At 64.1% G+C, this 25522-nt stretch carries 18 protein-coding genes; 7 read left to right on the top strand and 11 right to left on the bottom strand.

Going from position 1 to position 25522, the window contains the following annotated elements; translation table 11 throughout:
* Positions 1 to 8: 8 nt before the first annotated feature.
* Both ABE456_RS09100 and ABE456_RS09095 read right to left on the bottom strand, forming a co-directional pair.
* Positions 9 to 3137, bottom strand: coding sequence for an efflux RND transporter permease subunit (locus ABE456_RS09100; protein ID WP_346643596.1), 3129 nt, complete (start codon positions 3135 to 3137; stop codon positions 9 to 11).
* An 11-nt stretch (positions 3138 to 3148) separates the two neighbouring features.
* Complete coding sequence (locus tag ABE456_RS09095; protein ID WP_346643595.1) at positions 3149 to 4324, bottom strand: efflux RND transporter periplasmic adaptor subunit; 1176 nt, start codon at positions 4322 to 4324, stop codon at positions 3149 to 3151.
* A gap of 263 nt (positions 4325 to 4587) precedes the next feature.
* Between ABE456_RS09095 and ABE456_RS09090 the strand changes: the two genes are divergently transcribed.
* Positions 4588 to 5289, top strand: coding sequence for a response regulator transcription factor (locus ABE456_RS09090; protein WP_326432937.1), 702 nt, complete (start codon positions 4588 to 4590; stop codon positions 5287 to 5289).
* Positions 5290 to 5295: 6 nt separating this feature from the next.
* Complete coding sequence (locus ABE456_RS09085; RefSeq protein WP_346643594.1) at positions 5296 to 6594, top strand: ATP-binding protein; 1299 nt, start codon at positions 5296 to 5298, stop codon at positions 6592 to 6594.
* Positions 6595 to 6703: 109 nt separating this feature from the next.
* Here the strand turns inward: ABE456_RS09085 and ABE456_RS09080 are convergent, their stop codons facing one another.
* The 4 genes from ABE456_RS09080 to nrfB form a co-directional block, all read right to left on the bottom strand.
* Positions 6704 to 7795 (bottom strand): GGDEF domain-containing protein, encoded by a 1092-nt coding sequence (locus ABE456_RS09080; protein ID WP_346643593.1) that lies wholly within the window; start codon positions 7793 to 7795, stop codon positions 6704 to 6706.
* Positions 7796 to 7876: 81 nt separating this feature from the next.
* Positions 7877 to 8716, bottom strand: coding sequence for a DUF4434 family protein (locus tag ABE456_RS09075; RefSeq protein WP_346643592.1), 840 nt, complete (start codon positions 8714 to 8716; stop codon positions 7877 to 7879).
* Positions 8716 to 11721 (bottom strand): phage receptor, encoded by a 3006-nt coding sequence (locus ABE456_RS09070; protein WP_346643591.1) that lies wholly within the window; start codon positions 11719 to 11721, stop codon positions 8716 to 8718. The genes ABE456_RS09075 and ABE456_RS09070 overlap by 1 nt, the downstream gene beginning before the upstream one ends.
* Positions 11718 to 13892 (bottom strand): cyclic di-3',5'-guanylate-activated glycosyltransferase NrfB, encoded by a 2175-nt coding sequence (nrfB, locus tag ABE456_RS09065; protein ID WP_346643590.1) that lies wholly within the window; start codon positions 13890 to 13892, stop codon positions 11718 to 11720. Before nrfB ends, ABE456_RS09070 begins: the two co-directional genes overlap by 4 nt.
* 193 nt (positions 13893 to 14085) lie before the next feature.
* On the opposite strand from nrfB, the gene ABE456_RS09060 reads away from it, so the two are divergent.
* Positions 14086 to 14517 carry a PACE efflux transporter gene (locus ABE456_RS09060; RefSeq protein ID WP_346643589.1) on the top strand — a complete coding sequence of 144 codons (432 nt, stop codon included), beginning with the start codon at positions 14086 to 14088 and terminating at the stop codon, positions 14515 to 14517.
* Between the two features lie 181 nt (positions 14518 to 14698).
* Positions 14699 to 16261: a threonine ammonia-lyase, biosynthetic gene (ilvA, locus tag ABE456_RS09055; RefSeq protein WP_346643588.1), complete on the top strand. Its 1563-nt coding sequence runs from the start codon at positions 14699 to 14701 to the stop codon at positions 16259 to 16261.
* 187 nt (positions 16262 to 16448) lie between these two features.
* Here ilvA and ABE456_RS09050 read toward each other — a convergent pair whose 3' ends face one another.
* The 3 genes from ABE456_RS09050 to ABE456_RS09040 all read right to left on the bottom strand — a co-directional run bounded on the left by ABE456_RS09050 (position 16449) and on the right by ABE456_RS09040 (position 19891).
* Entirely contained in the window at positions 16449 to 17630 is a 1182-nt protein-coding gene (locus ABE456_RS09050; protein ID WP_346643587.1) for a hypothetical protein, read from the bottom strand.
* 63 nt (positions 17631 to 17693) lie between these two features.
* Complete coding sequence (locus tag ABE456_RS09045; protein ID WP_346643586.1) at positions 17694 to 18161, bottom strand: VOC family protein; 468 nt, start codon at positions 18159 to 18161, stop codon at positions 17694 to 17696.
* Positions 18162 to 18271: 110 nt separating this feature from the next.
* Complete coding sequence (locus ABE456_RS09040; RefSeq protein ID WP_346643585.1) at positions 18272 to 19891, bottom strand: NADP-dependent glyceraldehyde-3-phosphate dehydrogenase; 1620 nt, start codon at positions 19889 to 19891, stop codon at positions 18272 to 18274.
* Between the two features lie 186 nt (positions 19892 to 20077).
* Between ABE456_RS09040 and ABE456_RS09035 the strand changes: the two genes are divergently transcribed.
* A complete protein-coding gene (locus ABE456_RS09035; protein WP_346643584.1) occupies positions 20078 to 21232 on the top strand; it encodes a hypothetical protein in 1155 nt (384 codons plus the stop codon).
* An 83-nt stretch (positions 21233 to 21315) separates the two neighbouring features.
* A complete protein-coding gene (locus ABE456_RS09030) occupies positions 21316 to 22101 on the top strand; it encodes an AraC family transcriptional regulator (RefSeq protein WP_346643583.1) in 786 nt (261 codons plus the stop codon).
* Here ABE456_RS09030 and ABE456_RS09025 read toward each other — a convergent pair.
* The gene (locus ABE456_RS09025; RefSeq protein WP_346643582.1) at positions 22094 to 22675 is read right to left on the bottom strand and encodes a LysE family translocator; all 582 of its coding nucleotides are present in this window, start codon (positions 22673 to 22675) and stop codon (positions 22094 to 22096) included. The two genes, ABE456_RS09030 and ABE456_RS09025, sit on opposite strands and share 8 nt — an antisense overlap.
* 401 nt (positions 22676 to 23076) lie before the next feature.
* Here ABE456_RS09025 and ABE456_RS09020 point away from each other — a divergent pair, with 401 nt between their 5' ends.
* Entirely contained in the window at positions 23077 to 24645 is a 1569-nt protein-coding gene (locus ABE456_RS09020; RefSeq protein ID WP_346643581.1) for a TerC family protein, read from the top strand.
* Here ABE456_RS09020 and rarD read toward each other — a convergent pair.
* A complete protein-coding gene (gene rarD / locus ABE456_RS09015; protein WP_346643580.1) occupies positions 24608 to 25495 on the bottom strand; it encodes an EamA family transporter RarD in 888 nt (295 codons plus the stop codon). The two genes, ABE456_RS09020 and rarD, sit on opposite strands and share 38 nt — an antisense overlap.
* Between the last annotated feature and the right edge of the window lie 27 nt (positions 25496 to 25522).

Below are 25522 nucleotides of genomic sequence, written 5' to 3'. Positions count from 1 at the left end.
TTGTCCAGTCAGCTGTCGCTGACTATCGGTTGCGTGTCGGCATTATTTGCCTGGCGACGCCCGGCCAGGCGCATCACCACCACGAAGAACACTGGCACGAACACCACCGCCAGGGTGGCGCTGAGCATGCCGCCGATCACCCCGGTGCCGATGGCCTGCTGGCTGGCCGAGCTGGCACCGCTGGCAATGGCCAGTGGCACCACGCCGAGGATGAACGCCAGCGAGGTCATCACGATCGGCCGCAGGCGCAGGCGCGCGGCCTGCACGGCAGCGTCGGCGGCATTCACGCCCTGGTCGACCAGATGCTTGGCAAACTCGATGATCAGGATGGCGTTCTTCGCCGACAGGCCGATCAGGGTGATCAGGCCGACCTTGAAGAACACGTCGTTGGGCATGCCGCGCAGGGTCACCGCCAGCACCGCGCCGAGTACGCCGAGCGGCACCACCAGCAGCACCGCGGTCGGGATCGACCAGCTTTCGTACAGCGCCGCCAGGCACAGGAACACCACCAGCAACGACAGCGCCATCAGCATCGGTGCCTGGCTGCCAGACAGCCGCTCCTGCAGCGACAGGCCGGTCCACTCCAGGCCGGCACCAGCCGGCAGCTGCGCCACCAGGCGCTCGATCTCGGCCATGGCTTCGCCTGAGCTGTAGCCGGCCGCCGGCTCGCCGGAAATCGACACCGCCGGGTAGCCGTTGTAGCGGGTGAGCTGCACCGGGCCGCTGACCCACTTGGCTTGAACGAACGCGCCCAGCGGTACCATCTTGCCACTGTTGTTGCGCACATGGATTTTCAGCAGGTCTTCGACCTGGCTGCGCTGGTCGCCTTCGGCCTGCACCACCACCCGCTGCATGCGGCCCTGGTTGGGGAAGTCGTTGACGTAGCTGGAGCCCACGGCCACGTCCAGCACCGTGCCGATATCGGCAAACGACACGCCCAGGGCATTGGCCTGGCGGCGGTCGATTTCCAGCTGCACCTGCGGGCTTTCCGCCAGCGAGGCTTCGCGCACGTTGGTTAGCACCTTGCTTTTGGTGGCGCTTTCCAGCAACTGGTCACGGGCAGCCATCAGCTCGGTGTGGCCCATGCCGCCGCGGTCCTGCAGGCGGAACTCGAAACCGGTCGACTCACCCAGGCCGTCGATTGGTGGCGGTAGGACCGAGTAGGCGATGGCGTCCTTGAGCTGGCTGAAGGCCATGGTCGCACGGTCGGCAATCGACTGGGCGCTGTCGTCGGCGCCGCGCTCGGACCAGTCCTTGAGCGTGGTAAAGGCCAGCGCCGCGTTCTGCCCGCTACCGGAGAAGCTGAAACCGAGGATCAGCGTGGTATTGCCTACGCCCGGTTCCTCGGCATTGTGCGCCTCGATCTGCGCGGCCACCTGCTCGGTACGCATGCGGCTGGCGCCCGGCGGCAGCTGGATGTCGGTGATGGTATAGCCCTGGTCTTCCGTTGGCAGGAATGCCGTGGGCAGCTGGCTGAAGCCGTAGCCCAGCACAGCCAGCAGCACCGCGTACACCAGCAGGTAACGGCCGCTGCGCTTGAGGGCTTGCACCACCCAACGCTGGTAGCCTTTGCTCATGCCCTCGAAGCGGCGGTTGAACCAGCCGAAGAAGCCCTTGCGCTCGTGGTGTTCACCCTTTGCCACGGGTTTGAGCAAGGTGGCGCACAGCGCCGGGGTCAGGCTGAGGGCGAGGAATGCCGAGAACAGGATCGACACCGCCATCGACACCGAGAACTGCTGGTAGATCACCCCCACCGAGCCTTGCATGAACGCCATGGGCAGGAATACCGCTACCAGCACCAGGGTAATGCCGACGATCGCGCCGCTGATCTGGCCCATGGCCTTGCGCGTGGCCTCCTTGGGCGGCAGGCCTTCTTCGGCCATGATGCGCTCGACGTTTTCCACCACCACGATGGCATCGTCGACCAGGATACCGATGGCCAGCACCATGCCGAACAGGGTCAGCACGTTGACCGAAAAGCCCATGGCCAGCATCACGGCGAAGGTGCCCATCAGCGCCACCGGCACCACCAGGGTTGGGATCAGGGTGTAGCGCAGGTTCTGCAGGAACAAGAACATCACCGCGAACACCAGCAGCATGGCTTCGAACAGGGTGTTGATGACCTGTTGGATCGACACCTTGACGAACGGTGAGGTGTCGTAGGGGATGTCGTACTTGACCCCCTCCGGGAAGTAGCGCGCCAGCTCCTGCATCTTCGCCCGCACCAGGGTGGCGGTTTCCATGGCGTTGGCGCCGGGCGCCAGCTGCACGCTGAAGGCGGTGGCCGGCTTGCCGTTCAGGCGCGTGCCGTACTGGTATTCCTGGGCACCGATCTCGACCCGGGCAACATCACCGATGGTGACCGTGGAGCCGTCCGGGTTGGCGCGCAGGACAATGGCGGCAAACTCTTCGGGGGTGCTCAGCTGGCCCTTGACCACCACGTTGGCGGTGATTTCCTGGGTGCTGCGGCTGGGCAGGTCACCGATGCTGCCGGGGGCGACCTGGGCGTTCTGGCCGGCGATGGCTTCGGCCACGTCATTGGGCGTGAGGTTGAAGCCGATCAGCTTGCGTGGGTCGATCCAGATACGCATGGCACGCTCGGAGCCATACAGCTGGGCCTTGCCGACGCCCTTGAGGCGGCGGATTTCATCCATCACGTTGCGCGCCAGGATGTCCGACAGGGCGGTCTCGTCGAGCTTGCCGTCTTCGGAGGTAAGCGTGGCCAGCAGCAGGAAACCGGTGGACACCTTTTCCACCTGCAGACCCTGCTGGGTGACCGGGCGTGGCAGGCGCGACTCGACCACCTTCAGGCGGTTCTGCACATCGACCTGGGCCAGGTCCGGGTTGGTGCCCGGGGCGAAGGTGGCGGTGATGGTGGCGCTGCCCAGGCTGCTCTGCGATTCGAAGTACAGCAGGTTGTCGGCGCCATTGAGCTCCTGCTCGATCAGGCTGACCACGCTTTCGTCCATGGTCGCCGCCGAGGCGCCCGGGTACACGGCGTAGATCTCCACCTGCGGCGGGGCCACGTTGGGGTACTGGGCCACCGGCAGTTGCGGGATGGCCAGCGCACCGGCGAGCAGGATGAACAGCGCGACCACCCAGGCAAAAACCGGGCGGTCGATGAAGAATTGCGGCATGAATCAGGCCCTCACTGGCCGGTGTGCTGTGCGATGGGCGGCGTCCCGGATGCATTGTCGACCTGCACCTGGTCACCGGCCTTGACGTGTTGCAGGCCCTCGACCACCACCCGCTCGCCGGGGGCCAGGCCTTCGCTGACGACCCAACGGTCGCCCTGGGCGCTGCCCAGTACCACCTGGCGGTCGCTGACCCGGGCCTGCTGGTCGACTACCAGCACCTTGGGCACGCCTGCGCTGTCACGCAGGATGGCGCGCTGCGGCACGCTCAGGCCCTTGGGTTGCACGGCCTGCTCCAGGCGCACGCGCACGTAGCTGCCGGGCAGCAGGTCGAGGTCCGGGTTGGGGAACTCGCTGCGCAGGGTGATCTGGTTGGTGCTGGGGTCGACACTGATGTCGGAGAACAGCAGCTTGCCCTGCAGCGGGTAGGTGCTGCCGTCGTCCTGGATCAACGTGGCGCGGGCCTGGCCGTCGCCCACCTGTTGCAGCTCGCCGGCACGCAGTGCGCGGCGCAGGGCGTTGAGCTCGCGCGTGGACTGGGTGACATCGGCATGGATCGGGTCCAGTTGCTGGATGGTCGCCAGCGCTGTGGTCTCGTTCTGCCCGACCAGCGCGCCTTCGGTGACCTGGGCGCGGCCGATACGGCCGGAAATCGGCGCGGTCACGGTGGCGTAGCCGAGGTTCAGGCGGGCGCGCTCGAGTGCCGCCTTGGCTTCGGCCACTTCGGCATCGGCCTGCAGGAAGCTGGCCTTGGCGTTGTCGTATTCCTGGCGGCTGACGGCCTTGTCGTCGACCAGCTCGCGGTAGCGCTGTTCCTGCAAACGGGCCTGGTACAGGGTGGCCTGGGCCTTGGCCAGGGTGGCCCGGGCGCTGTCGTGGTCGGCCTTGAACGGTGCCGGGTCGATCAGGAACAGCACATCGCCTTGCTTGACGTCGCTGCCTTCGCGGTAAACACGCTTGAGTACCACGCCGGCGACCCGCGCACGTACTTCGGCAGTGCGCGGCGCGAGGATACGGCCGCTGAGTTCGCTGCTGATGGCCAGGGGCTGCAGTTGCAGGGTTTCCACCCGCACTTGCGGGGTGGGGGCCTGTTCGTCTTGCTCGGCGCTGTCGCCGCAGCCGGCCAGGGGCAGGCTCAGAAACGCCACGAGCGCCAACGGGCGCAGGCGCGGGGGGAGGGTAGTAGGCATGCGGATCTTCCGATGATGACCGGCTATATCCTACGGCAGGCGTTGCCTGGGCGGCTGTTAATACCTGTAGGACGAGTGTGAAAAAGTGTGAAGAACAATCCTGTGGTGCTGCAGTGTTCTATATCCTGAGTATTCCTGTGCCGGCCTCTTCGCGGGTAAACCCGCTCCTACACAGGTTTCAGGTGCTGTGCGGTCCCTGTGGGAGCGGGTTTACCCGCGAAGAGGCCGGCACAGGCATACCTCAACCCAGATTTGATCCGCCTATGCCGAATATTTTCCTGGTCGAAGACGACAGTGCCCTGTCCGAGCTGATCGCCAGCTACCTGCAACGCAACGACTTCCATGTCCAGGTGATCGCCCGGGGCGATCATGTGCTGGACGAGTATCGCCGGCAAAAGCCCGACCTGGTCATCCTCGACCTGATGCTGCCGGGTATCGATGGCCTGCAATTGTGCCGCTTGCTGCGCCAGGAGTCGCAGGGCCTGCCCATCCTGATGCTGACTGCCCGTGACGACAGCCATGACCAGGTGCTGGGCCTGGAAATGGGTGCCGACGACTATGTGACCAAACCCTGCGAACCCCGCGTGCTGCTGGCCCGGGTGCGTACCCTGCTGCGCCGTAGCAGTGTCAACGAGCCGCGCCTGGACAACGACCTGATCCTGATCGGTGGCCTGCGCATCGACCTGGCCGAGCGTACAGTCAGCTGGCGTGGCGAAGAAGTGGAGCTGTCCAGTGGCGAGTACAACCTGCTGGTGGTACTGGCGCGCAATGCTGGCGAGGTAATGAACCGCGACCGCATCCTGCAGCAACTGCGTGGCATCGAGTTCAACGGCACCGACCGTTCGGTGGACGTGGCCATCTCCAAGCTGCGGCGCAAGTTCGACGACAACGCCGGCGAAGCGCGCAAGATCAAGACCGTGTGGGGCAAGGGCTACCTGTTCAGCCGCGTCGAGTGGGAGTGCTGACCGGCCATGCTCAAGATCCTGGTGCGGCTGTACCTGGTGATCATCGTTGCCTACGCCGGCGCGTTATTGTTCATCCCTGACACTATCGTCGGTCTGTTCCACGAACGCTTCATGGCCTACAACCTGGACCAGGCCAAGGGCGTGCAGTCGTTGATCGTGCGCCAGTTCCGCCAGGCCCCGCGCGAACAGTGGCCGGCGGTAGAGCAGGAACTGGCCCGTGATTTTGCGCCGCTGCAACTGCAGCTGCTACGCATGGAACAGGCCGAGCTGAGCGAAGAAGAACAGGCGCGCCTGGAGCACGGCCTGTACGCGGTGCGTATTGCCGAGTGGGGCTACTACGAGACAGTGCTGGCGCCATTGGACAAGGAATGGCTGGTGCGCCTGCATTCGCCGCCAGACCCGCTGGACATCAACGTGCTGTCGTGGGGCGTGACCGTGCTTATTGGTGCGGCCATGCTGGGTTGCCTGCTGCTGTGGGTATGGCCGCACTGGCGCGACCTGGAACGCCTGAAGGAAACTGCCCGGCGCCTGGGCCAGGGGCAGATGGCCGAGCGTACGCACATCTCGCCGCATTCCAACATCGGTGAGCTGGCCGGGGTGTTCGACACCATGGCCAGTGACCTGGAACGCCACGTCAACCAGCAGCGCGAGCTGCTCAATGCGGTGTCGCATGAGTTGCGCACGCCCTTGACCCGGCTGGACTTCGGCCTGGTGCTGCTGTTTGACGAAGTGCCGCCGGCCAGCCGCAAGCGCCTGCTGGAGCTAGTGGGGCATGTACGTGAGCTGGATGAGCTGGTGCTGGAACTGCTGTCCTATAGCCGCCTGTATAACGCCGACCAGGCCCGCGAGCGGGTCGAGGTGTCGTTGCTGGAGCTGGTCGACAGCGTGCTTGGCGGTTTCGCCGAGGAGCTTGATAGCCGCGGTATCCAGTGGGAGGTGCAGGCCGAGGGCGATTTGCCGCGCTTTGTGCTGGACCCGCGGCTGACGGCGCGGGCCGTGCAGAACCTGGTGCGTAATGCCATGCGTTATTGCGATGAAAGCCTGTTGCTGCGCTTGCGCCTGGAAGCGGATGGCGGCTGCTTGCTGACGGTGGAGGATGACGGGATTGGCATTCCGGCGGAGGAGCGGGAGCGGATTTTCCAGCCGTTCTATCGGTTGGACCGTAGTCGGGACCGCAACACCGGCGGGTTTGGTCTGGGGTTGGCGATCAGCCGGCGGGCGATCGAGGGGCAGGGTGGCACCTTGACTGTGGCGCAGTCGGCACTGGGCGGGGCGCAGTTCCGCATTCGGTTGCCTGCGGGTTGATGTATCGCCAGTGCCGGCCTCTTCGCGGGTGAACCCGCTCCCACAGGGAATTTTGCGCAGGTCCTGTGGGTTTATCGAGACGTCGAACCGCCGCGAAAGGCCGGGCCTGCTAATGCTGGTCTGCCAGCTGGCTTGACCACAGCACAAAGCGGTCCTTGCCACTGTGCTTCGCCTCATACAGCGCCTGGTCGGCGCGTACCAGCGCGGCGGTCAGGCTGTCGCCCTGGTCGACCCGGGCCAGGCCGATGCTGACGGTCACCGAGTGCTCGCCAATGTCTTCCCGCACCCGCTGGCACAGCGCCGCGACTTGCTGCTCGGCACCGTGCTGGTCCAGGCCCTGGAAAAAGATCGCGAATTCCTCGCCGCCCAGCCGGGCAAACTCGAAGCCACTCATGCTCGCCTTGATATGCAGGGCCACGCGCTTGAGCACTTCATCACCCACGTCATGGCCAAAGCGGTCATTGACCCGTTTGAAATTGTCGATGTCGATCATCGCCAGGTACTGCCCGCCTGTGCCCAGGCGCAGTTGGCGGTCGGCCTGGGCCATGAACGAGCGGCGGTTGGGGATTTCGGTCAAGGCGTCGACATAGGCCTGGTCCAGCAGCACCTTGGACAGGTAGAAGTTGTGCAGCTTGGCCTTGCGCATCTGCAGGTAGCTGTAGGTGACCAGGCCGCTGAGAAACACCGCGTAGCTGATCAGCATGGCGCCTTCAAGTTCGTCGGGCCCGATGCGGGTGTGGTAGAACGGGTTGAGCACCACCCAGGTGATGAACATGGCGCAGAAGAACGACCAGCGCCTTACCGGCAGCACCGACACGGCATACAGCACGGTGGAGACCCCAAGCACCAGCCACACCGGGCGCAGGGCCACCGGGATGCCTTCGATCACCAGGCGCATGCCCAAGGTGATGACGCTGATGAACAGCAGGTTGAGCACGTCGAAGTGGTGGCTGCGGCGGGTGAAGCGCAGTACCACGGTGAGGCAGCTGAGCAGTGCGATGAACAGGTAGGACAGCCAGGTGAAACCCTGGCCGCCGAGGAAGCTGACGATCAGGTCGAAGACCAGCCAGATCACGATGCTGATGCTGAACACCAGCAGGCAGAACGGGCGCATGGAGTCGAATTCGTACTGGCGGAACTCGGCGCGCAGGGCGGCTGGGGCGACCTGCTTGCGCACGTGGGCTTCGATGGTCTTGAACATGGGGGCTCCTGGGGGTACTGCTTTACCAGGCCCGGCCTCTTCGCGGCGGTTCGACGCCTCGAAGAGGCCGGGCCTGGAGACTCAATTCTGTGGCAGGACACCCCGGGCCCAGGGCCGGTAACGCAAGGCAAACACTGCCTCGGCATGGCAGCCGCCTACCAGCTTCGGCTCGGCTGGTTCAGCCCTGAACGCTTGCCCCGCCGTGCTCACCTGGCGGAACGCCTCGCGCACCACGCCGACCCGGCATGGCAAGGCCTGTTCGTAGCCTTGCCGCACCAACGCCGGCAAACGCCCTGTCCCGGCGCCATCCTGCCACCACACAGTCAAGCCCAACCCGGCCAGTTGATCCAGCCAGGCTGCATTCACCCGCGGCGACAGCTTGCCGGCGCTGAATGCACTGATATGCAGCGGCTTGTCCAGCTGGCGGTTGAACGCCTGCAGTTGGCTGTACAGCGCTTCGCGCCGATCGGCTTCACGAAAATGCTGGTCGTCCAGCTCCATTGGCAGGTACCAACCATCCACCGGCAGCTGCCAGGCCTGGCGCAGTTGCTGGTACTGGCTGAGCGAGCGCCCCAGTTGCGCTTTCCAGTAGCTGTTCAAGCCTGCGCCATCCAGCTCGTCCAGGCGCTGGTAGTAGGCTGGGTCCATATACAACCCCAGCACCAACTGCAGGCCCTGGGCTTGCGCCGTGCGCAGGCTGTTGGCCAGCCAGCCCTGGGCACCGCCAAAGTCGCTGTCGCCATAGGCGCTCCACTGCACGATCAGGGTCTTGCCGCCCTGGGCGACGGTGGCGTGCCATAGCTGCTGCCACTGGGCAGGGGTGACACTGGCATCGCGGTTCAGCGGTTGGTAGAACAGGCGCTGGTCGGCCGTGGCCGACAGGCTCAGGGCGAGCAGGCAGAGGGCCAGGAACGTACGCATCAGAAGGTCATCTCCGCACCGACCAGCACGCCGTTGGCGCGCTCGTAGAGGTTGCCGCCCAGCGATTGCTGGTACTCGGCACGCACTTTCAACGAGCCGCGGTAGGCGTTGTAGCGGTCGTCATCGAACCACCATTGCCAGCGCAAGCCAACCCCGGCCCGCGCGTCCTGGCGCCAGTCGTTGCTTGGGTCCTGGCTGGAGAACTCGACAAAACCATAGGGCATGATGGTTTGTGGCGAGCTGCCGGGCAGTTTCCAGGCATGGCCCTGCTGGTAGCGCGACAGCCAGGCGTGGTCGCCGGCGCGGGTCCACCAGGCAGCGTCGAGGTAGAGGAAGCGCTCGTTCCAGTCATCTTCATCGACCCGCCAGTCGTTGCGCCAGTCACCCTGGTCGAGGAACGAGGCGGTGGCGCGCAACAGCAGGTCGTTGCTCGATTCGGCGTGGTGGCGCAAGTCGCCCCAGTTGCCGCCGACCTTGGCCGGGCTCAGCAGCTGGCCCAGGCTGAGGCTGCGGTAGTGCTCCTCGTCGACCTGCCGCTGGTGGTACAACTCGGCATACAGGTTGAGGTTGGCCTGGCCGAGCGGCTTGTAGCGCAGGCCAACGCCGGTGCCCATGCTTTGCGCATAGTCGTTGCGGCTTTGGCCACCGAACAGCACCCGGCCATACACCGACAGGGTGCTGCCGTTGCGGCTGGGTTCTTCGCCCAGGGCGTGGTCCCACATGGCCAGCTGCACGTTCTGCGATTGCGTCCGGCGTGAGCTGCCGCTGCGCTGGCCGTTGTCGAGGAACTTGTCGTTGGTCGAGGTGCCGGCCGGCGACCAGGTGCTGGCCAGGGTGATGGTGTCGCGCCGTGACAGGCTTTCGTGGGCGCGGCGCTGGCGGTACTTGCGGGCTTTCAGGCTGCCGTACTCGTCATCGCCGTCGACCAGGTTGTGCTCCACATCAAGGATGCGCCGTAGTTCGCGACGTGCTGCGGCGCTGTCTTCATGCTCGTCGTAGCGCAGGGCCAGTGTTTCGCCAAGGCGGTAGTCTTCGGGGAAGTCGTGGGTGGCGCGCTCCAGGTAGGGTATTGACTGAATGCGCTGGTTTTTTTCCGTCGAGCCGGCCAGGCGCATGCCGTAGTCGGCGCGATAGCGCGGCTGGTCGGGGGCCAGGCGTACGGCTTCGGCCAGCCAGGCGGTGCTCTGCGCTGTGTCGCCGGCCAGTTGCGCGGTGCTGGATGCGGCGTAGTAGTGGTCGGCGCGTGGGTTGTGTGCCAGGGCTTGGCGCTGGAAGCCCAGTGCGGCCTGCGGGTCGCCTTGGCGCTGGGCAATGGCAGCGCCTAGCGCCCAGTCATCGGCGCTGTTGTGTGCGGCGGCGTCCCAGTAGCGCCGCGCTGCATCAGCGTCGCCTGCATTCAGCGCGCCACGGGCGGCAGTGAGGCGGGCGTTGTCGGTCCAGGCGCCCTCGGGCAAGCTGCGCCAGATGGGCAGAGCGGTTTCGGAATCGCCAGCGGCCTCAAGCGCATAGGCCAACGGCAGGCGGTTGCCAGGGTCGCCCAGGCGCTCGGCGGCCTGGTAGTAGACCACCGCTTCACCCGGCTGGTCGGGCATGGCGCAGCGGCCCAGGGCGCGGTATTGCCCAGGCTCGCCTGGAGTGGCTGGCACGGCTTGGCGTACGGCGTCGCACTGGCCGGCCTCGGCCAGGCGGCCGAGCAACTGGGCGCGGGTATTGGCGTCGACCCGGGGGATCAGGCCGAGCATGCGGCGGCTGTCCAGCGGCCCGTCGTTGCGCGCATACAGGTTGCCCAGGCGTTGCAGCAGCGACGGGGTAAGGCGGCCCTGGCGGCGGTCGTAGGCTTGCTCCAGCAGTTGCCGGGCGTGTTCGCTGTGGCCCTGTTCGGTCAGCAGGAAGGTGGTTTGCTCCAACGCAGCCAGATCGCCGGTCTGCCGATAGCGCTTTTCCCATTCGCTGGCAGTACGGGGTTGCGGGGGCTGTGGCGGGTCGCCGTACAGGCGTTGCTTGAGCACCGCATAAGCCCGTGGGTCGCTGCTGGCGGTGCAGCCCTTGAACTGTTCGCGGGCCAGGTTCGGGTCCTGGTGTGACAGCCAGTCGACAGTCTCCAGGCAAGGGCGTTGCAGATCGTTGCTCAGGCGGCGCACCAGTGCGGCATCGTCACCTTCGCGGGCCAGTTGCCAAAGTTGCTGGCGCTGTTCGGGTTGATTCAATTGGTCGGGCGGTAGTGACTGCAGCCAGCGCTGGGCGGCCTGGTTATGGCCAACGGCAATGGCGCGGTTGGCCATGGCCAGGCGGGCCTGGTTGGCCGCTTCGGCGGAAGGCGCGCTGGGCAGCAGTGCGTTCAGGCCTTTTTCATCCACCTGCTGGATGTAGGCATTGGCCAGGCGTTGCCAGTCCTCGGCTGGCAGCTGGCCTTTGTCGGCGAGCGGTTGCAGTTGTTCGCTGGTTTCCTTCCAGTTGCGCAGTTGTTCGGCGAAGTTGGCCCGGGCCAGGCGCAATACCTGCCCGTCACTACCGGGAGGCAGCTGGTTGAGCCAGTCCAACGCCTTGGCCGCGCCACCGAACTTGGCCAGGCTCAGGCTGTAGGCCTGCCACAGGCGTACCCGGTGGGTGCCGTCGCTGGCGGCCAGCCATTGCTCCACCTGGCTGGCCGGGGGTGGGTCCTGCTCGATCCAGGTCAGGCGCAGTTCAAGCAGGGCGTTGGCATATTCGGGGCTGCCGCCCAGCTGTTCAGCCAGCGCTTCAGCCTCTTTGTAACGGCGTTGGTGGGCCAGGGCTTCCACCAGCAGCGCGCGGGCCTCGTCGTTGTTCGGTACCCGGCCCAGCACATGGCGGGTCAGGCGCTCAACTTCGGCCCAGTTGTCTTTCTTGGCCTCGCGGTAGCTGCGGTCCATGAAGGGGTAGCTGGTGAACCGCTGGAACTCGGTCATCGGCGCCGAAGCGGCGGCGGGCAGGGCGGCAGAGCACAGCAGCAGGCCAGTGAAAGTGAGGGAAAAGCGCGGCTTCATGCCACCTCCCGGGTCAGGTCAAAGGCAGCCTGCTGTTCGCTGGCCTGTTCGAGCAGGGCCTGCTGCAGCACCTGCTCGGTGATGATGCCGCGAGCGATCAGGTGCTCGCCGAGGCTGTGGTGTTCGGGGTCGAAGTCGATCAGCGCCTGGTTGAACAAGGTGACCGGGACCATGCCACGCACCTGCAGCAGGGTGCCGAGCATGACTTGGTGATGGCTGACCCGCTCCAGCAGCGCTTCGTCGTCCTGGTGGCGCTCCAGGATGGCCAGCATGTCGCGGGTTTCTGGCTTTTGCCAGGGGCTTGGGTAGTGGTAGCGCAGGCCCAGGGTGACCCGGCCCTGCGGCGCCAGGCGGGCGCTGACCGGGCGTTTCAGGTAGCGGCTGATTACCCCCAGCGACACCTGGCTGACCGGGGTTTCGCTGGCCAGGATCAGTGTGTCGCCGTTTTCGGCCACGGGTAGCACACCGTAGTGCGTGGCCAGTTTGCGCGGCAGCTTGGTTATCAGTTGCGGGTCGAGCTTGAACGGGTTAAGCGGTGCCCAGGGCAGCTCCAGCTGCTCGGCCAGGGTGGCTACCAACTGTTCGCTGTTCAGCCAGCCGCGCAGCAGCAGTTCGCGGCCCAGGCGCCGGCGAATCGGGCTGGTGATTGCCTGCTGCAGCTGCTCGTCGCTGATCAGGCCCTTGGCCACCAGGCGCTGGCCCAGTGGCGTACGGGCAGGGGCAGCGATAGCGGGGAACTCGTGGGTGGTCTTGTCCCAGGCCACGCGCCGCGAGTCGCCCATTTCCATCACTTGGCGCAGGGCGCGCAGGTTGGCGAAAAAGTTGACGAAGTTGCTCCACATCATCCGCGGCGCGGACAGCAGGCCTTCGCCAATGCCATAGAAGCGGGTGACGAACCAGGCGCGCTGAAACAGGCGGTTGAACAGCATCAGCCCGTTCAGCCACAGCAGCGTGGTCAGCAGCCAACTGTCACTGAGGATCGACATGAAGCGCCACGACTGCGGCGCGATCACCGTGACCAGCCACATGGCCAGCAACACCAGCAGCAACAGGTTGACCAGAAAACTGAGCAAGTAGGCGAACAGCCCGCGCCGGTCACGCCAGAGGAAGTAGTTGAGCGCGCCCTTGCGGCTCCAGCCGAGGTTGCTGGTGCCCTGGAACACAATGCCGACGATCCACCGCGACTTCTGCCGGATGGCATGCTGCCAGTCGCGCGGGAAGTGCTCGCGTACGCAGATCACCTGGGAAAATTCGCGGCTCATGCCTGGGCGCCATTCCTGCTTCAGGGTCAGCGCCGGGTCGGAGATGGAATAGCGGGCGAAAATGCATTTCATGCCCTTTTGCTTCAGGCGAAAGCCGATGTCGTAGTCTTCGGTGAGGCTTTGCACATCAAAGGCGATGCCGTCGCCGTCCTCCAGCAGCGCGTTGATGGCGCGGCGGCTGAAGCAGGTACCGACACCGGCGCTGGGCACCTGGCCGGTCAGTGCTTCGCGAACGATCACGTCCTTGCCGTGGTTTTCGGCGAATTCGTCGACATAGTGGCCGGCGGTAAAGCCCTTCCACTCCGGTGCGTAGGGGTACACCGGGATCTGGATCATGTCCTTGTTCGGCAGCAGGTAGTTGAACAGGCGCAGCTCCATGGGCGAAATCACGTCTTCGGCGTCGTGCAGGATGAAGCCGGCGAATTCGATGCCGGCGTCCTGCTGGAAGCGCAGCAGCGCGTCGATGATGTTGTTCAGGCAGTCGGCCTTGCTGGTGGGGCCGGGGCGGGCGCAGACCACTTTGTGCACGTTGGGGTAGTGCAGGCACACCGCGTCGACGTCGGCCTGGGTTTGCGGGTCGTTGGGGTAGGTGCCGACGAAGATCTGGTAGTTCTCGTAGTCGATGGTCGACGCTGCCAGGCGCGCCATTTCACCTACCACGCCCACTTCGTTCCAGGCTGGGACCATGATGGCCAGGGGTTTTTCCGCGACCTCGTACAGGCGTTTCTCGTCGGCTTTCTCGAACTTGTCGTAGATGCGAAAGCGCCGGATCAACTTGCGGCCCCAATAGCACAGGTCGATGAACAGGTCATCCAGGCCCAGCAGGAACATCAGCGAGGCCAGGATGATCGCGAGGATCTTCAGGCCGAACAGCACGTAGGTGAGAAAATCGATGAATGCCAGATTCATGTGCCGGTCACCGGCTGGGCTGAGTGGGTCATTGTCCTGCTCCTCGTTCAATTCCCTGGACGAAGTTGTACGACATGTCGCCGTTTGTACTGGATAGATACAAGCAGCCGCACACCGGGTTGTCCAAATTTCAGGCTTTTTCTTGCGGGCTACTTCTTGTAGCTTTACAGGTCGTTTACCCAGGGAGCTGAACATGCAAGGCAAGGCACGCAAGATCGTCCAGGCCATACTTTACGAAGCCATCGCCGTCGCCTGCGTGGCGCCCGCGCTGGAGCTGGCGTTTGGTGCTGGCATGGCGCAGTCGACCGTGCTGTCGGTGCTGATGTCGGGTATCGCCATGAGCTGGAACATGGGCTACAACTGGGTGTTCGAGCGCTGGGAAGCGCGCCAGCACCAGCGTAAGCGCACCTTCATGCGGCGCCTGCTGCATGCCTTGGGCTTCGAAGGCGGGCTGGTGCTGATCCTGCTACCGCTGGTGGCTTATTGGCTGGACGTGAGCCTGGGGGCGGCACTGCTGACCAACATGGCGTTGTTCGTGTTCTTCTTCGTTTACGCTTTTGTCTTCCAGTGGGGCTTCGACAAGGTGTTCGATGTGCCGCTTTCGGCGCAGCAGGCAAAGTGTTGACTTGCGGCCACGCGGCAGGCTAAGTTCCTACCCCATGAATACCTTCCCGCACGTGAACGCCATTATTATTACCGCCATTATCAGCTTGGCGGGCTAGCGCGTACGTGCAGCAAACCCGCCCTGGAGGCGGGTTTCTTCTCTCTGACTCCTGGGCAACGTGAAAACAGCCAAGGAGTCATTGATGACCAGCTTCAGCGTCACCCCGCGTACTACCGCCACCCCCCAGCAACTGCTGTCGGAGCAGGTGCGGCGCATTCTTGCCGCGCCGGTGTACGACCTGGCCATCGAAACACCCCTGCAAGCCGCGCCTGCCTTGTCGGCCAGCCTGGGCAACCAGGTGTTGCTCAAGCGTGAAGACCTGCAGCCTACCTTCTCGTTCAAGATCCGCGGTGCCTACACTCGCCTGTCACGCCTGAGCGCCGCACAGCGCGAACGTGGGGTGATCACTGCGTCGGCGGGTAACCATGCCCAGGGCGTAGCCATGGCGGCATCGCACCTGGGCATGAAGGCCACTATCGTCATGCCCACCACCACGCCATCGCTGAAAGTGGAAGGTGTGCGTTCGCGCGGCGGGCATGTGGTGCTGCACGGTGAGAGCTTCCCGCATGCCCTGGCCCACGCACTGAAACTGGCCGACAGCGAAGGCGCCACCTTTGTGCCACCGTTCGATGACCCGGACGTGATCGCCGGGCAGGGCACCGTGGCCATGGAAATCCTCCGTCAACGCCCAGGCGCCCTGGACGCCATTTTCGTGCCGGTGGGTGGCGGTGGCTTGATCGCCGGTATCGCCGCTTATGTGAAGTACCTGCGCCCGGAGGTGAAGGTGATCGGTGTCGAGCCAGAGGACTCCAATTGCCTGCAAGCCGCCATGGCCGCTGGCGAGCGGGTGATCCTGCCGCAAGTCGGGACCTTTGCCGATGGCGTGGCGGTTGCACAGGTCGGTGCCCATTGCTTCGAACTGTGCCGGCACTTCGTTGACGAGGTGGTTACGGTGAGCAGTGACGAGCTATGCGCGGCAATCAAGGACATCTACGACGACACCCGCTCGATCACCGAGCCATCCGGTGCCCTGGCGGTGGCCGGGATCAAGAAGTACGTGGCGCGCGACGGCGTGCAAGGGCAGACCCTGGTGGCCATCGACTCCGGGGCCAACGTCAACTTCGACCGCTTGCGCCATGTGGCCGAGCGGGCCGAACTGGGCGAGCAGCGTGAGGCGATCATCGCTGTCACCATCCCGGAACAGCCGGGCAGCTTCCGTGCCTTCTGCCAGGCCCTGGGCAAGCGGCAGATCACCGAGTTCAACTACCGCTATTTCCCCGGCAAGGAGGCGCGCCTGTTCGTCGGGGTGCAGACCCACCCTGTGCACGACCCGCGCGAGCAGTTGCTGGCCAGCTTGCGTGAGCAGGGTTACAGCGTGCTGGACTTGACCGACAACGAGCTGGCCAAGCTGCATGTGCGCCATACCGTGGGCGGCCATGCCGCGCCGGGGGCTGATGAGCGGGTGTTGCGTTTCGAGTTCCCCGAGCGCCCGGGGGCGTTGCTGGGCTTTCTGGAGCGGCTGGGCAAACGCTGGAACATCAGCCTGTTCCATTACCGCAACCATGGCGCGGCGGAGGCCCGGGTGTTTGCTGCACTGGAAGTGCCGGGGGATGAGCTGGTGGGGTTGCCGCTGGCGCTGGATGAGATGGGTTACCGGTATTGGGATGAGACTGATAACCCGGCATACAAGCTGTTTCTCGGTTGAGTCGAGGCCTTGTGGCGAATGCAACCTTGTGTAGGAGCGGCCTTGTGTCGCGATAGGGCCGCTAAGCGGCCCCGGCAATTTATGCTTTGTCGCTGAAATCCTGGGGCTGCTTTGCAGCCCATCCGACCGGTCCAGCGCTTCGGCAAGGCCGCTCCTACAAGGCCCTGCGTACGGTGATGAACGATGTTCAGCGCTCACGCATGAAAAAGCCGGCGACGAACTTGCGGAAGGTTTCCAGGCTCTTGAAGTCGGCGTAGCGCTTGAAGTTCTCGGCATCCGGCTCGGGGCCGATCGGCTGCTCCAGTAGCGACACCGATAGCACCCGGTCCTGGTCCGAGGTCATTACCAGTTCATCCATCACTTGGCCGCCGATCACCGGGCGACGCATCTGCACCTTTATACCCTTGCTCGCCATCCAGTCGATCAGCGACACCAGGGCCTTGAGTGGCTCGCGCTCTTCATCGCGATACACCGGGAACAGGTGGGCGCGTGATAGCACCGGCACGCTGGCCACGTGGATCAGTTCGTAGTAATGGCTGCCGGCACTGGTCGGCGAGTAGACCATCAGCGCCAGCAATGGCCCGCTGGTGCGGTTACCGCCCCAATACAGGTGGTGCCCTTGGAAGTCGAAGCCGTCTTCACTGCGGTTGTTGAACAGCTTGCGCCCTTTGATCTGGTCGACGCAGTCCAGCAGCAGGCCATGGCGGCGGTGGTTGCCGAACACCGTGGCTTCGCGCAGGCGGGCCTTGAGCATCAGCATGTGCTTCATGTCCAGGCGGGTTTCCAGGTAGTTGCTGGCGGGTACCCGCTCCAGCAGCGGGTAGCGGCTGGCCACGCTGCGTAATTCGGCAAACTGTGTGGTCAGGTCCTTTTTCAGGTGGGTGGCGTACAGGTTCAGGCCGCTGGTTTCGAGCCAGGTCAGCAGCAGTGACAACAGCCGCTGTTGTTCGCGCCGCTCGCTGGCATCGCCGCTGGCACTGGCCGTGCTGGCGCGAAAGTCGCCGATCAGGCGCAACGGCGTGTCGGGCGGCAGCCAGGCAGCGGGGGGCGTGGGGTCGTTTTCGCGTTCGAGCGCTTCCCGTTCGTCCTTGGTGAACGGGCAGCCGGGCGCGTGCTCGGCGGTGCCCGGGTTGTTCTTGAGGAACAACGTGCCGGTGTTGCCATTGAGGGTAACGTTGAGCACCGGCAACGCATCGTTGCGGCAGTCACAGGCCAGCCACTGGTTGGCGTTGCGCACTTTCATCAGCAGCTGGTTGGCCTGCAACAAGCGTGGGCCGACGAGGCTGCCAGTGGCAAAGCCGACCAGCAGCTCCTCTTCGGCGGGGGTCAGGCTGCGCACCTGGGCGGCGGTTTTGTCGATGATTCGCATGAAGCAGCTCCAAGCTACGAGCGCCAAGCTTCAAGCAAAGTCGCGCCGCTTTCAACTTGCCGCTCAGTTGCCGCCAAACATCTTCGCGGCGCGGGCGCGAATTTCGTCGGGGGTGAGGTCTTCCTTGTGGGTGGAAACGAACCAGATGTTGCCGAACGGGTCTTTCAAGGTGCCGCTGCGGTCACCGTAGAACTGGTCCGTCAAGGGGTGCAACTGGGTGCCGCCGGCCGCCAGGGCCTGGGCGTAGACCTTGTCGCAGTCCTCGACGTAAAGGTGCAGGCCCACGCCTGCGCCGCTGAGCTTCTGGCTGGCAGTGAGGCCACCTTCCATGTCGCAGGGGTCACCGAGCATCAGTGAAGAATCGCCAATCTTCAGCTCGGCATGGCCGACGCGGCCGCCAGGGGCGTCGAGGCGGAACATTTCGATAGCACCAAAGGCCTTCTTGTAGAACTCGATGGCCTTGGCGGCGTCGTTGATGGCCAGGTAAGGGGTGATGCTGCGTTGGCCTTCGGGGATGGGTTTGGCTGCCATGTTCAACTCTCCTTTGCAGTGGGCGCCGGCGGGCGCCCTGTTGCTTAGAGTCGTTTGCGCAGATGGAAAATCGACAGTGGTGCTAGAACGATTCTCTATAAGCGCGGCCGTCAGAAGATGTAGTCGGTGGTGAGGAAGCTCGACTGGCGGTTGCGGATGATCTCGCTGATCAGTTCCTTGTTGGCCTCCTGGAAGCGCGTTGCGACCAGCGTGCGGATGGAGAACACGCGCAGGGCATCATGCACCGACAGGGTGCCTTCGGCGCTGTTCTTGCGGCCGTTGAACGGGTAGGTGTCGGGGCCGCGCTGGCATTGCGCGTTGATGTTGATGCGCCCGACCTGGTTGGCGAAGGTGTCGGCCAAACTGCCGATGGTAGCCGGGTCGTTGCCGAACAGGCTCAGTTGCTGGCCGTAGTCGGAGTCGAGCACATAGTCGATCACCGTCTGCAGGTCGCGGTAGGGCACCACCGGCACCAGTGGGCCGAACTGTTCTTCGTGGTACACGCGCATGCTGTGGTTCACCGGGTAGAGCAGGGCGGGGTAGAAGAACGAGCCGCGGCTGCGCCCGCCGCCTTCATTGAGCACCTGCGCGCCCTTGGCCGTGGCATCGGCGACCAGGCCGTCGAGGTAGTCGATTTTGCCGGGCTCTGGCAGTGGCGTCAGCGCTACGCCAGGCTCCCAGGGCATGCCAGGCTTGAGCGCAGCCAGCTTGCGCTGGAATTTGTCGAGGAAGGCATCCACTACATCCTCGTGGACGAACAGGATCTTCAACGCCGTGCAGCGCTGGCCGTTGAACGACAGTGCGCCGGTGACCGCCTCTTCTACGGCGTTGTCGAGGTCGACCTGCGGCAGCACGATGCCTGGGTTCTTGGCATCCAGGCCCAGCGCCGCGCGCAGGCGGTGCGGGCGGGGGTGCAGCTTTTTCAGGTCGCTGGCGGCCTTGTGCGTGCCGATGAAGGCGAACACGTCGACCTTGCCGCTGGCCATCAGCGCGCTTACGGTTTCGCGGCCACGCCCGTAGATGACGTTGATCACCCCCGGCGGGAAGCTGTCGCGGAACGCTTCAAGCAATGGGCGAATCAGCAGCACGCCGAACTTGGCCGGCTTGAACACCACCGTGTTGCCCATGATCAGCGCCGGGATCAGCGTGGTGAAGGTTTCGTTGAGTGGGTAGTTGTACGGGCCCATGCACAGGGCCACGCCGAGCGGTGCGCGGCGGATCTGGCCCAGCGTGCCTTGCTCCAGCTCGAAGCGGCTGGAGCGGCGGTCGAGGTCCTTGAGGGCGTTGATGGTGTCGACGATGTAGTCGCAGGTACGGTCGAATTCCTTTTCCGAGTCCTTGAGGTTCTTGCCGATTTCCCACATCAGCAGCTTGACCACGGCCTGGCGCTGTTCACGCATGCGCGCAAGGAAGGTTTCGACGTGCTGGATACGCTCGGCCACGCGCATGTTCGGCCAGGCGCCACGGCCCTTGTCATAGGCCTGCACGGCGGCGTCGAGGGCGGTGAGCGCGGTATCGGCATCGAGCAGCGGGGCGCTGCCCAGTATTACCTGGCGTTCTTCGTCGCCCTCCTTGAGCCACACTGGGCTGCGCACGGTGGCCAGCGGGCCGTCCCAGCGCCTGAGCTCACCATTGACCAGGTAGTCGCGTTGTTCCAGAGGGGCTCCCAGGCGCCAGGTTTCGGGGATGTTCTCGGCGCTGGGGAAGAGTGAATCGAGCAGACGGTCCATGGGTACTGCACCTCACATTGCTGGGCGGGTTTTGAGCCTGATGAAACGTTTCATCTGGCAGCATGCACCGGCCGCCGGGAAAACACCAGCCTGCGCTGCCAGCTGGGTTCTAGTCGGGCAGGTATTGCTGAACTACTCTCTTTTTCCGATAGACCATAGAGCATCTAAAAGGACGTCGAAGAAGATATGAAAGCGACCTTGATGGCAGTGGCGAAAAAATTCATATCGCCCTCGATGCGCTACGAAATGAGACACCTGGCCAGCAAAATACGTGAGACGCTGGCACGTGCCTGTTTCTGGCGCTGGGAAGTGGTGCGGTTTCGGCTGCAGCAGGCGAGCCCCTACGAAATCCTCTATATCGGCCGCAAGCAGCAACGGGAAATGGCCAAACTGCTGATCGGCGGCAAGGGCCAGGGCAGCGCGTCGATCGTTGATGGCGCGAATGCGACGACGCCTGCCGAGCATGTGGTGGTGGTCAGCGAAATGCCGACTACAGGGGCGCTGTCGGTACCGCATTACCTGAGCGCCGTGGTGCCGCTGGGGCGTTCGCTGGAGGATATCACTGCGCGCTACGACAGCGAGCTGCGGCGTAGCATTCGCAAGAACCGCCCCTTGTACCAGATGCGCCAGACCCTGGCAGACGACGAGATCGCCATGGCTGACCGCGAGCTGCTGCGCCCCTATGCCAGCGCCAGGCAGGGTATCCATGCCGCGCAATTCCCCACTGAAGAAGTGTTCCGCATAGCCAAGAGCGTCGGCCGGCTCGACTTGATAACCTTGGGCGATGAAGTGATCGGCTGCCACCTGGGTTGCGAGGTGGTGCGCGGCGGCAAGCGTTACTGGAGCACGTTGCGCTTCGGCTATTGTGAAGCGGTGTTTTCCGACCCGAAAAAATTGCGTGAGGTGAATTCAATCACCACCTTCATGGCTCTTGAATGGGCACTGGAGCAGGGGTTTGATTATTACGATATCGGCCTTTGCCTGGCGCGTCCCGATGACGGGCTGTTGAAGTGGAAGCGGCGCCGCGGCGGTGATGTCGATTCGCTGGGTAACCATGCTTACCTGTTTGTCCGCTTGCCCAAGACCGGCACGGCGAAGTTCCTCTGGGATACGCCGATGTTTGCGGTCGAAGGTGACAAGCTTACGCTGCACCTGGGGCTGCCTGAGGGGCCGAGTGAAGAAGAAGTTGCCAGCCGCTACCACGAAATGGTGTTTGGTGGGCTGCACAAGATTTATCTCTATGGTGGCAGCGGTGCGGGCGAACCGTTCGTGGAAACCTTGCGCAGCCGCTACGCCACCCAGCAGTCACCGCCCACCATGGAACGGGTCATGTGCAACTGAGTGGTCATCCACAGAGGGCACTGGACCTGTTGCTGGGGTAAGCGTGTAGTATCTGGGCGCATGAAAGTTGAGCGGGGCGAGGCATGATCGAGGTATCACGGTTCTGGCGCGACCCTGCGTTGCCCTTCGTCGAAGCCCGGCGGGTAGGGGATGGGCGCCAGGTGTGCTACGCCGCGCATTCCCACGAGAGCTTTTCCATCGGGGTGATCACCGGTGGGCGCAGCACTTACCAGAACGGTGATCAGCATATCGAGGTTGCGGCGGGTACCACGGTGCTGATGAACCCGGGCGTGGTGCATACCTGCAACCCCATTGCGGGGGAGCCGTGGTCGTACCTGATGCTGTTCGTCGATGTACCTTGGTTGCAGGCACTGGGGTTTGCCTTGCCAATGCAGACATGGAGTACTTCGCCAACGCTGTACCAATGGCTGCTGCAGGTGTTTGCCGATTTGTTCGACGCCGGTGTGCCAGACCGTGAAGGCCGCCTGGCAGCCCTGTTCGAAGCACTGCCGGGCCTGCTTGGCGGTAACGCCGGCATGCATGACGGGGGCAACCCGCGGCTGGACGCGGCGGCGGCGTTCATGCGCGCCCATCGTACCGACCCGTTGAGCCTTGAGGACATCTGTGCGGCCTGCGGCCTGTCGCGCTCCTACCTGATTCGTGCGTTTCGCCAACGCTTCGGCCTCACGCCGCATGGCTACTTGCTTGACCAGCGCGTGCAACTGGCCAGGGCGCAGCTGCGCCAGGGCAGGGCGATTGCCGAAGTCGCGCACGAGGCCGGGTTTGCCGACCAGGCACACCTGCAGCGAGCATTCAAACAGCACCTGGCGGCAACGCCGGGGCATTACCGCAATGCTCTTGTCAAATGACCAGGTAAACCGCACTGCCCAGCAGCAACACTGCCAACCCTCGATTGAGCAGGCGCATGTGCCGTGGGTTGCCCAGGTACTGGCGAATCACACTCCCGGCCCATGCCCAACTGGCCACCGAGATGAAACAGATCGGCCCGTAGATCCAGGTAAACAGCCACAACAAGTGCTGCTCACCGCCGGTGTAGGCGCCAACTCCGGCCACTGCCGCCAGCCAGGCCTTGGGGTTGAGCCATTGCATCGCAGCGCCATGCCAGGCCGAAGGGGCTTGTGGGGGATGGTCGTTGCCTAGCCGGCCGTTGTCACAGGCCAGCTTCCATGCCATGTACAGCAGAAACGCCACGCCGCCCCAATGCAACAGCAGGCCAAGCAAGGGCCAGCGCAGCAAAAGCTGATGCAGGCCCAGCCCGACCAGCACTAGCAGCAGGCAGAAGCCCAGCGTGGCACCAGCAACATGCGCCAGGCTGGCTCGCAGGCCGTGGCGGGCACCACTACCCAGCGCGACGATGTTGACTGGGCCGGGAGAGATCGAAGCGGCCAGTGCGAAGGCGGCCATGGACAGGGACAGGCTCATGAGGGGGATCCGTTTGCTTGAAATAGAGCGTTTATCCTCGGGTATCCACGGGCTGGAATATTGAATAAAAGTACCCACTGGCGGGTTGCATGGTCCTTGTGAGCGGGTTCATCAATGCGTCGAACCGCCGCGAAGAATGCAGCGCGGTGGATGGCACCGGCGTTGCCGGTGTTCGCGGCTAAAGCCGCTCCCACAGGTACAGCATGGGCCAGGTATAGCGGTGGTTGTTACAGGTTTTGTAATAGTTTTGCGCTATCACGGAAACCTGCTGTGCTTGTAGGATCATTTTCCCAATTTGTTATCAAGGTCTATATGAGCACCTTCGCGGAGCCCCCCAGTCTTCGGCCTTCCTGGCCATCCTTCCCCCGTCCTTGTGACGCTTCCCCCGTGAGTACCCGCTAATGGAATGGCTAGCCGACCCCACGGCCTGGCTGGGCCTGCTGACGCTTATCGTCCTTGAGCTGGTGCTGGGTATCGACAACCTGGTGTTCATCGCCATCCTTGCCGACAAGCTGCCACCGCATCAGCGCGACCGCGCGCGGGTCATTGGCCTGAGCCTGGCGTTGATCATGCGCCTGGGCCTGTTGGCCAGTATTTCGTGGATGGTCACCCTGACCGCGCCGCTGTTCGAGGTGTTCGACAAGAGTTTCTCCGGCCGTGACCTGATCATGCTGTTCGGTGGTGTGTTCCTGCTGTTCAAAGCCACCATGGAGCTGCATGAGCGCTTGGAAGGCCATGTGACGCAGGCCAGCGGTACGGTGCGCCATGCTGCTTTCTGGCCTATCGTCGGGCAGATCGTGGTGCTTGACGCGGTGTTCTCGCTGGATGCGGTGATCACTGCGGTCGGCATGGTTGAACAGTTGTCGGTGATGATGATCGCGGTGATCTTCTCGATCGGTATCATGATCGTGGCCAGCAAGCCGCTGACACGCTTCGTCAACGCCCATCCCACGGTGATCATGCTGTGCCTGGGCTTCCTGATGATGATCGGCTTCAACCTGACCGCCGAAGGCCTGGGCTTCCACATCCCGAAAGGCTACCTGTACGCCGCCATCGGCTTCTCGATCGTGGTCGAGCTGCTCAACCAGCTGGCCCGTGCCCGCCGCAAGCGCAGCCTGCAGCAGCACCGGCCGTTGCGTGAACGTACTGCGCATGCCGTGCTGCGCCTGTTGGGTGGCCGCCGGGTCGAGGCTGACGAAGTGGGCGAGGAAATCGCCGACCTGGTCGAAGGCGGTGAGGAACAGGTGTTCGACCGTCGCGAGCGGGTGATGATCAGTGGCGTGCTGAACTTGGCCGAGCGGCCGATCCGCACGGTGATGACCGCACGCGCCGAAGTCGATGTGATCGACCTTGCGCAGCCGGCCGAGGCCATCACCCAGGCCCTGGCCAATTCGCCATACTCACGCTTGCCGCTGATCCGCGATGGCCGGGTGGACGAGCCACTGGGCTTCGTGCACAAGAAGGAGCTGCTCAAGGAACTGCTGTCGGGCAGCCAGCCAGACCTGGAAGCCATGGCCCGGGTGCCGTTGAACCTGCTGGAAAGCTTCAGCATTCTCAACGCCCTGGAGCAGATGCGCGGCCAGTCGACCCACATCGCTTTCGTGGTCAACGAGTTCGGTGACTTCACCGGCCTGCTGACCATGACCGACATCCTTGAGTCGATTGCCGGCGAACTACCGGATGCCAGCGAGGTTGAAGGCCCAGGTATCGTGCAGGAGGGTGAAGGCTTTGTGGTCAGTGGTGCGTTGAACCTGAGCCAGGTGCAAGCGCGTACTGGCTTCAGTGCCCGTGCCACCGAGGACTACCAGACCCTCGCGGGCCTGGTAATGAGCCTGCTCGACCGCCTGCCGATGGTTGGTGACCGCCTGGCCTGGAATGGCTGGACGCTGACCGTGGAGGCGGTTGAAGAACGGCGGGTGCGCCAGGTGCGGCTTACACCGAGCGGCGACGCTGACGCAGCAGGTGCTTGAAGCCCTCTAGCACCAGCACCAGCACGGCGGCCCAGATTGGCAGGTAAGTCAGCCACTGATCCGGGCCGATGGTTTCGCCCAGCAGCAGTGCCACGCCCACCAGCAGCACAGGCTCGACGTAGCTGAGCAGGCCGAACAGGCTGAAGGGCAGCAAGCGGCTGGCCAGTACGTAGGCGATCAGGGCAGAGGCGCTGATCGCCCCGAGAATCGGGATCAAGGCGTAAAGGCCTGGGTGGGCTTGCAGGTCAGCCGGCGAGAGCGGGCCCTGGATCACGAAGTACAGTGCCCAGGGCAACAGCAGGCACATGTCGCACCACAGGCCACCCAGGTGGTCGGTGCGGCAGCGCCGGCGCAGCACGAAGTAGATCGGGTAGCCGATCGTCACCAGCAGGGTTTCCCAGGCGAAGCTGCCGTTCTGGTACAGCTCGTGGCCCACGCCCAGCGCGGCGCAGGCCACGGCGACCTTTTGCAGGCGTGACAGGCGCTCGCCATACACCAAGCGCCCGGTCAGGACCATGGCCAACGGCAGTAGGAAGTAGCCCATCGACACTTCCAGGCTGCGCCCGTGCAGGGGCGCCCAGAGGAACAGCCACAACTGCACGCCCATCAGCCACGAGGTGCCGACCATGCCGAGCAACAGAACGGGCGTGCGTCTTACCCGGCCCAGTAATTCGCCTACCCGTTTCCAGTCTTTGGAGACCAGCATGAACAAGGTCAGGCAGGGCAGCGTCAGCAGGGTGCGCCAACCGAAGATCTCTTCGCCATCGAGTGGCTTGAGCAGCGAGGTATAGAAGTACATCACAGCGAACAGACAGGACGCCATGACCGATGAAACAATGCCTTTTGACACGAATGCCTCGAATAGGGAGTTGAGCGG

It is taken from the genome of Pseudomonas sp. TWI929 (assembly GCF_039673335.1).
Lineage (GTDB): Bacteria > Pseudomonadota > Gammaproteobacteria > Pseudomonadales > Pseudomonadaceae > Aquipseudomonas.
The sequence above is the reverse complement of the archived record's forward strand: the minus strand, read 5'-3'. Positions and strand labels throughout refer to the sequence as shown.

Bases quoted from the DNA above. Each gene is read 5' to 3' on its own strand.
- ABE456_RS09020 (WP_346643581.1), top strand. From the start codon at position 23,077: ATGGAATGGCTAGCCGACCCCACGGCCTGGCTGGGCCTGCTGACGCTT.
- ABE456_RS09025 (WP_346643582.1), bottom strand. From the start codon at position 22,675: ATGAGCCTGTCCCTGTCCATGGCCGCCTTCGCACTGGCCGCTTCGATC.
- ABE456_RS09040 (WP_346643585.1), bottom strand. From the start codon at position 19,891: ATGGACCGTCTGCTCGATTCACTCTTCCCCAGCGCCGAGAACATCCCC.
- ABE456_RS09095 (WP_346643595.1), bottom strand. From the start codon at position 4,324: ATGCCTACTACCCTCCCCCCGCGCCTGCGCCCGTTGGCGCTCGTGGCG.
- ABE456_RS09035 (WP_346643584.1), top strand. From the start codon at position 20,078: ATGAAAGCGACCTTGATGGCAGTGGCGAAAAAATTCATATCGCCCTCG.
- ABE456_RS09080 (WP_346643593.1), bottom strand. From the start codon at position 7,795: ATGTTCAAGACCATCGAAGCCCACGTGCGCAAGCAGGTCGCCCCAGCC.
- ABE456_RS09075 (WP_346643592.1), bottom strand. From the start codon at position 8,716: ATGCGTACGTTCCTGGCCCTCTGCCTGCTCGCCCTGAGCCTGTCGGCC.
- nrfB (WP_346643590.1), bottom strand. From the start codon at position 13,892: ATGAATCTGGCATTCATCGATTTTCTCACCTACGTGCTGTTCGGCCTG.
- ilvA (WP_346643588.1), top strand. From the start codon at position 14,699: ATGACCAGCTTCAGCGTCACCCCGCGTACTACCGCCACCCCCCAGCAA.
- ABE456_RS09100 (WP_346643596.1), bottom strand. From the start codon at position 3,137: ATGCCGCAATTCTTCATCGACCGCCCGGTTTTTGCCTGGGTGGTCGCG.
- ABE456_RS09085 (WP_346643594.1), top strand. From the start codon at position 5,296: ATGCTCAAGATCCTGGTGCGGCTGTACCTGGTGATCATCGTTGCCTAC.
- ABE456_RS09090 (WP_326432937.1), top strand. From the start codon at position 4,588: ATGCCGAATATTTTCCTGGTCGAAGACGACAGTGCCCTGTCCGAGCTG.
- ABE456_RS09070 (WP_346643591.1), bottom strand. From the start codon at position 11,721: ATGAAGCCGCGCTTTTCCCTCACTTTCACTGGCCTGCTGCTGTGCTCT.
- ABE456_RS09050 (WP_346643587.1), bottom strand. From the start codon at position 17,630: ATGCGAATCATCGACAAAACCGCCGCCCAGGTGCGCAGCCTGACCCCC.
- ABE456_RS09060 (WP_346643589.1), top strand. From the start codon at position 14,086: ATGCAAGGCAAGGCACGCAAGATCGTCCAGGCCATACTTTACGAAGCC.
- ABE456_RS09045 (WP_346643586.1), bottom strand. From the start codon at position 18,161: ATGGCAGCCAAACCCATCCCCGAAGGCCAACGCAGCATCACCCCTTAC.
- ABE456_RS09030 (WP_346643583.1), top strand. From the start codon at position 21,316: ATGATCGAGGTATCACGGTTCTGGCGCGACCCTGCGTTGCCCTTCGTC.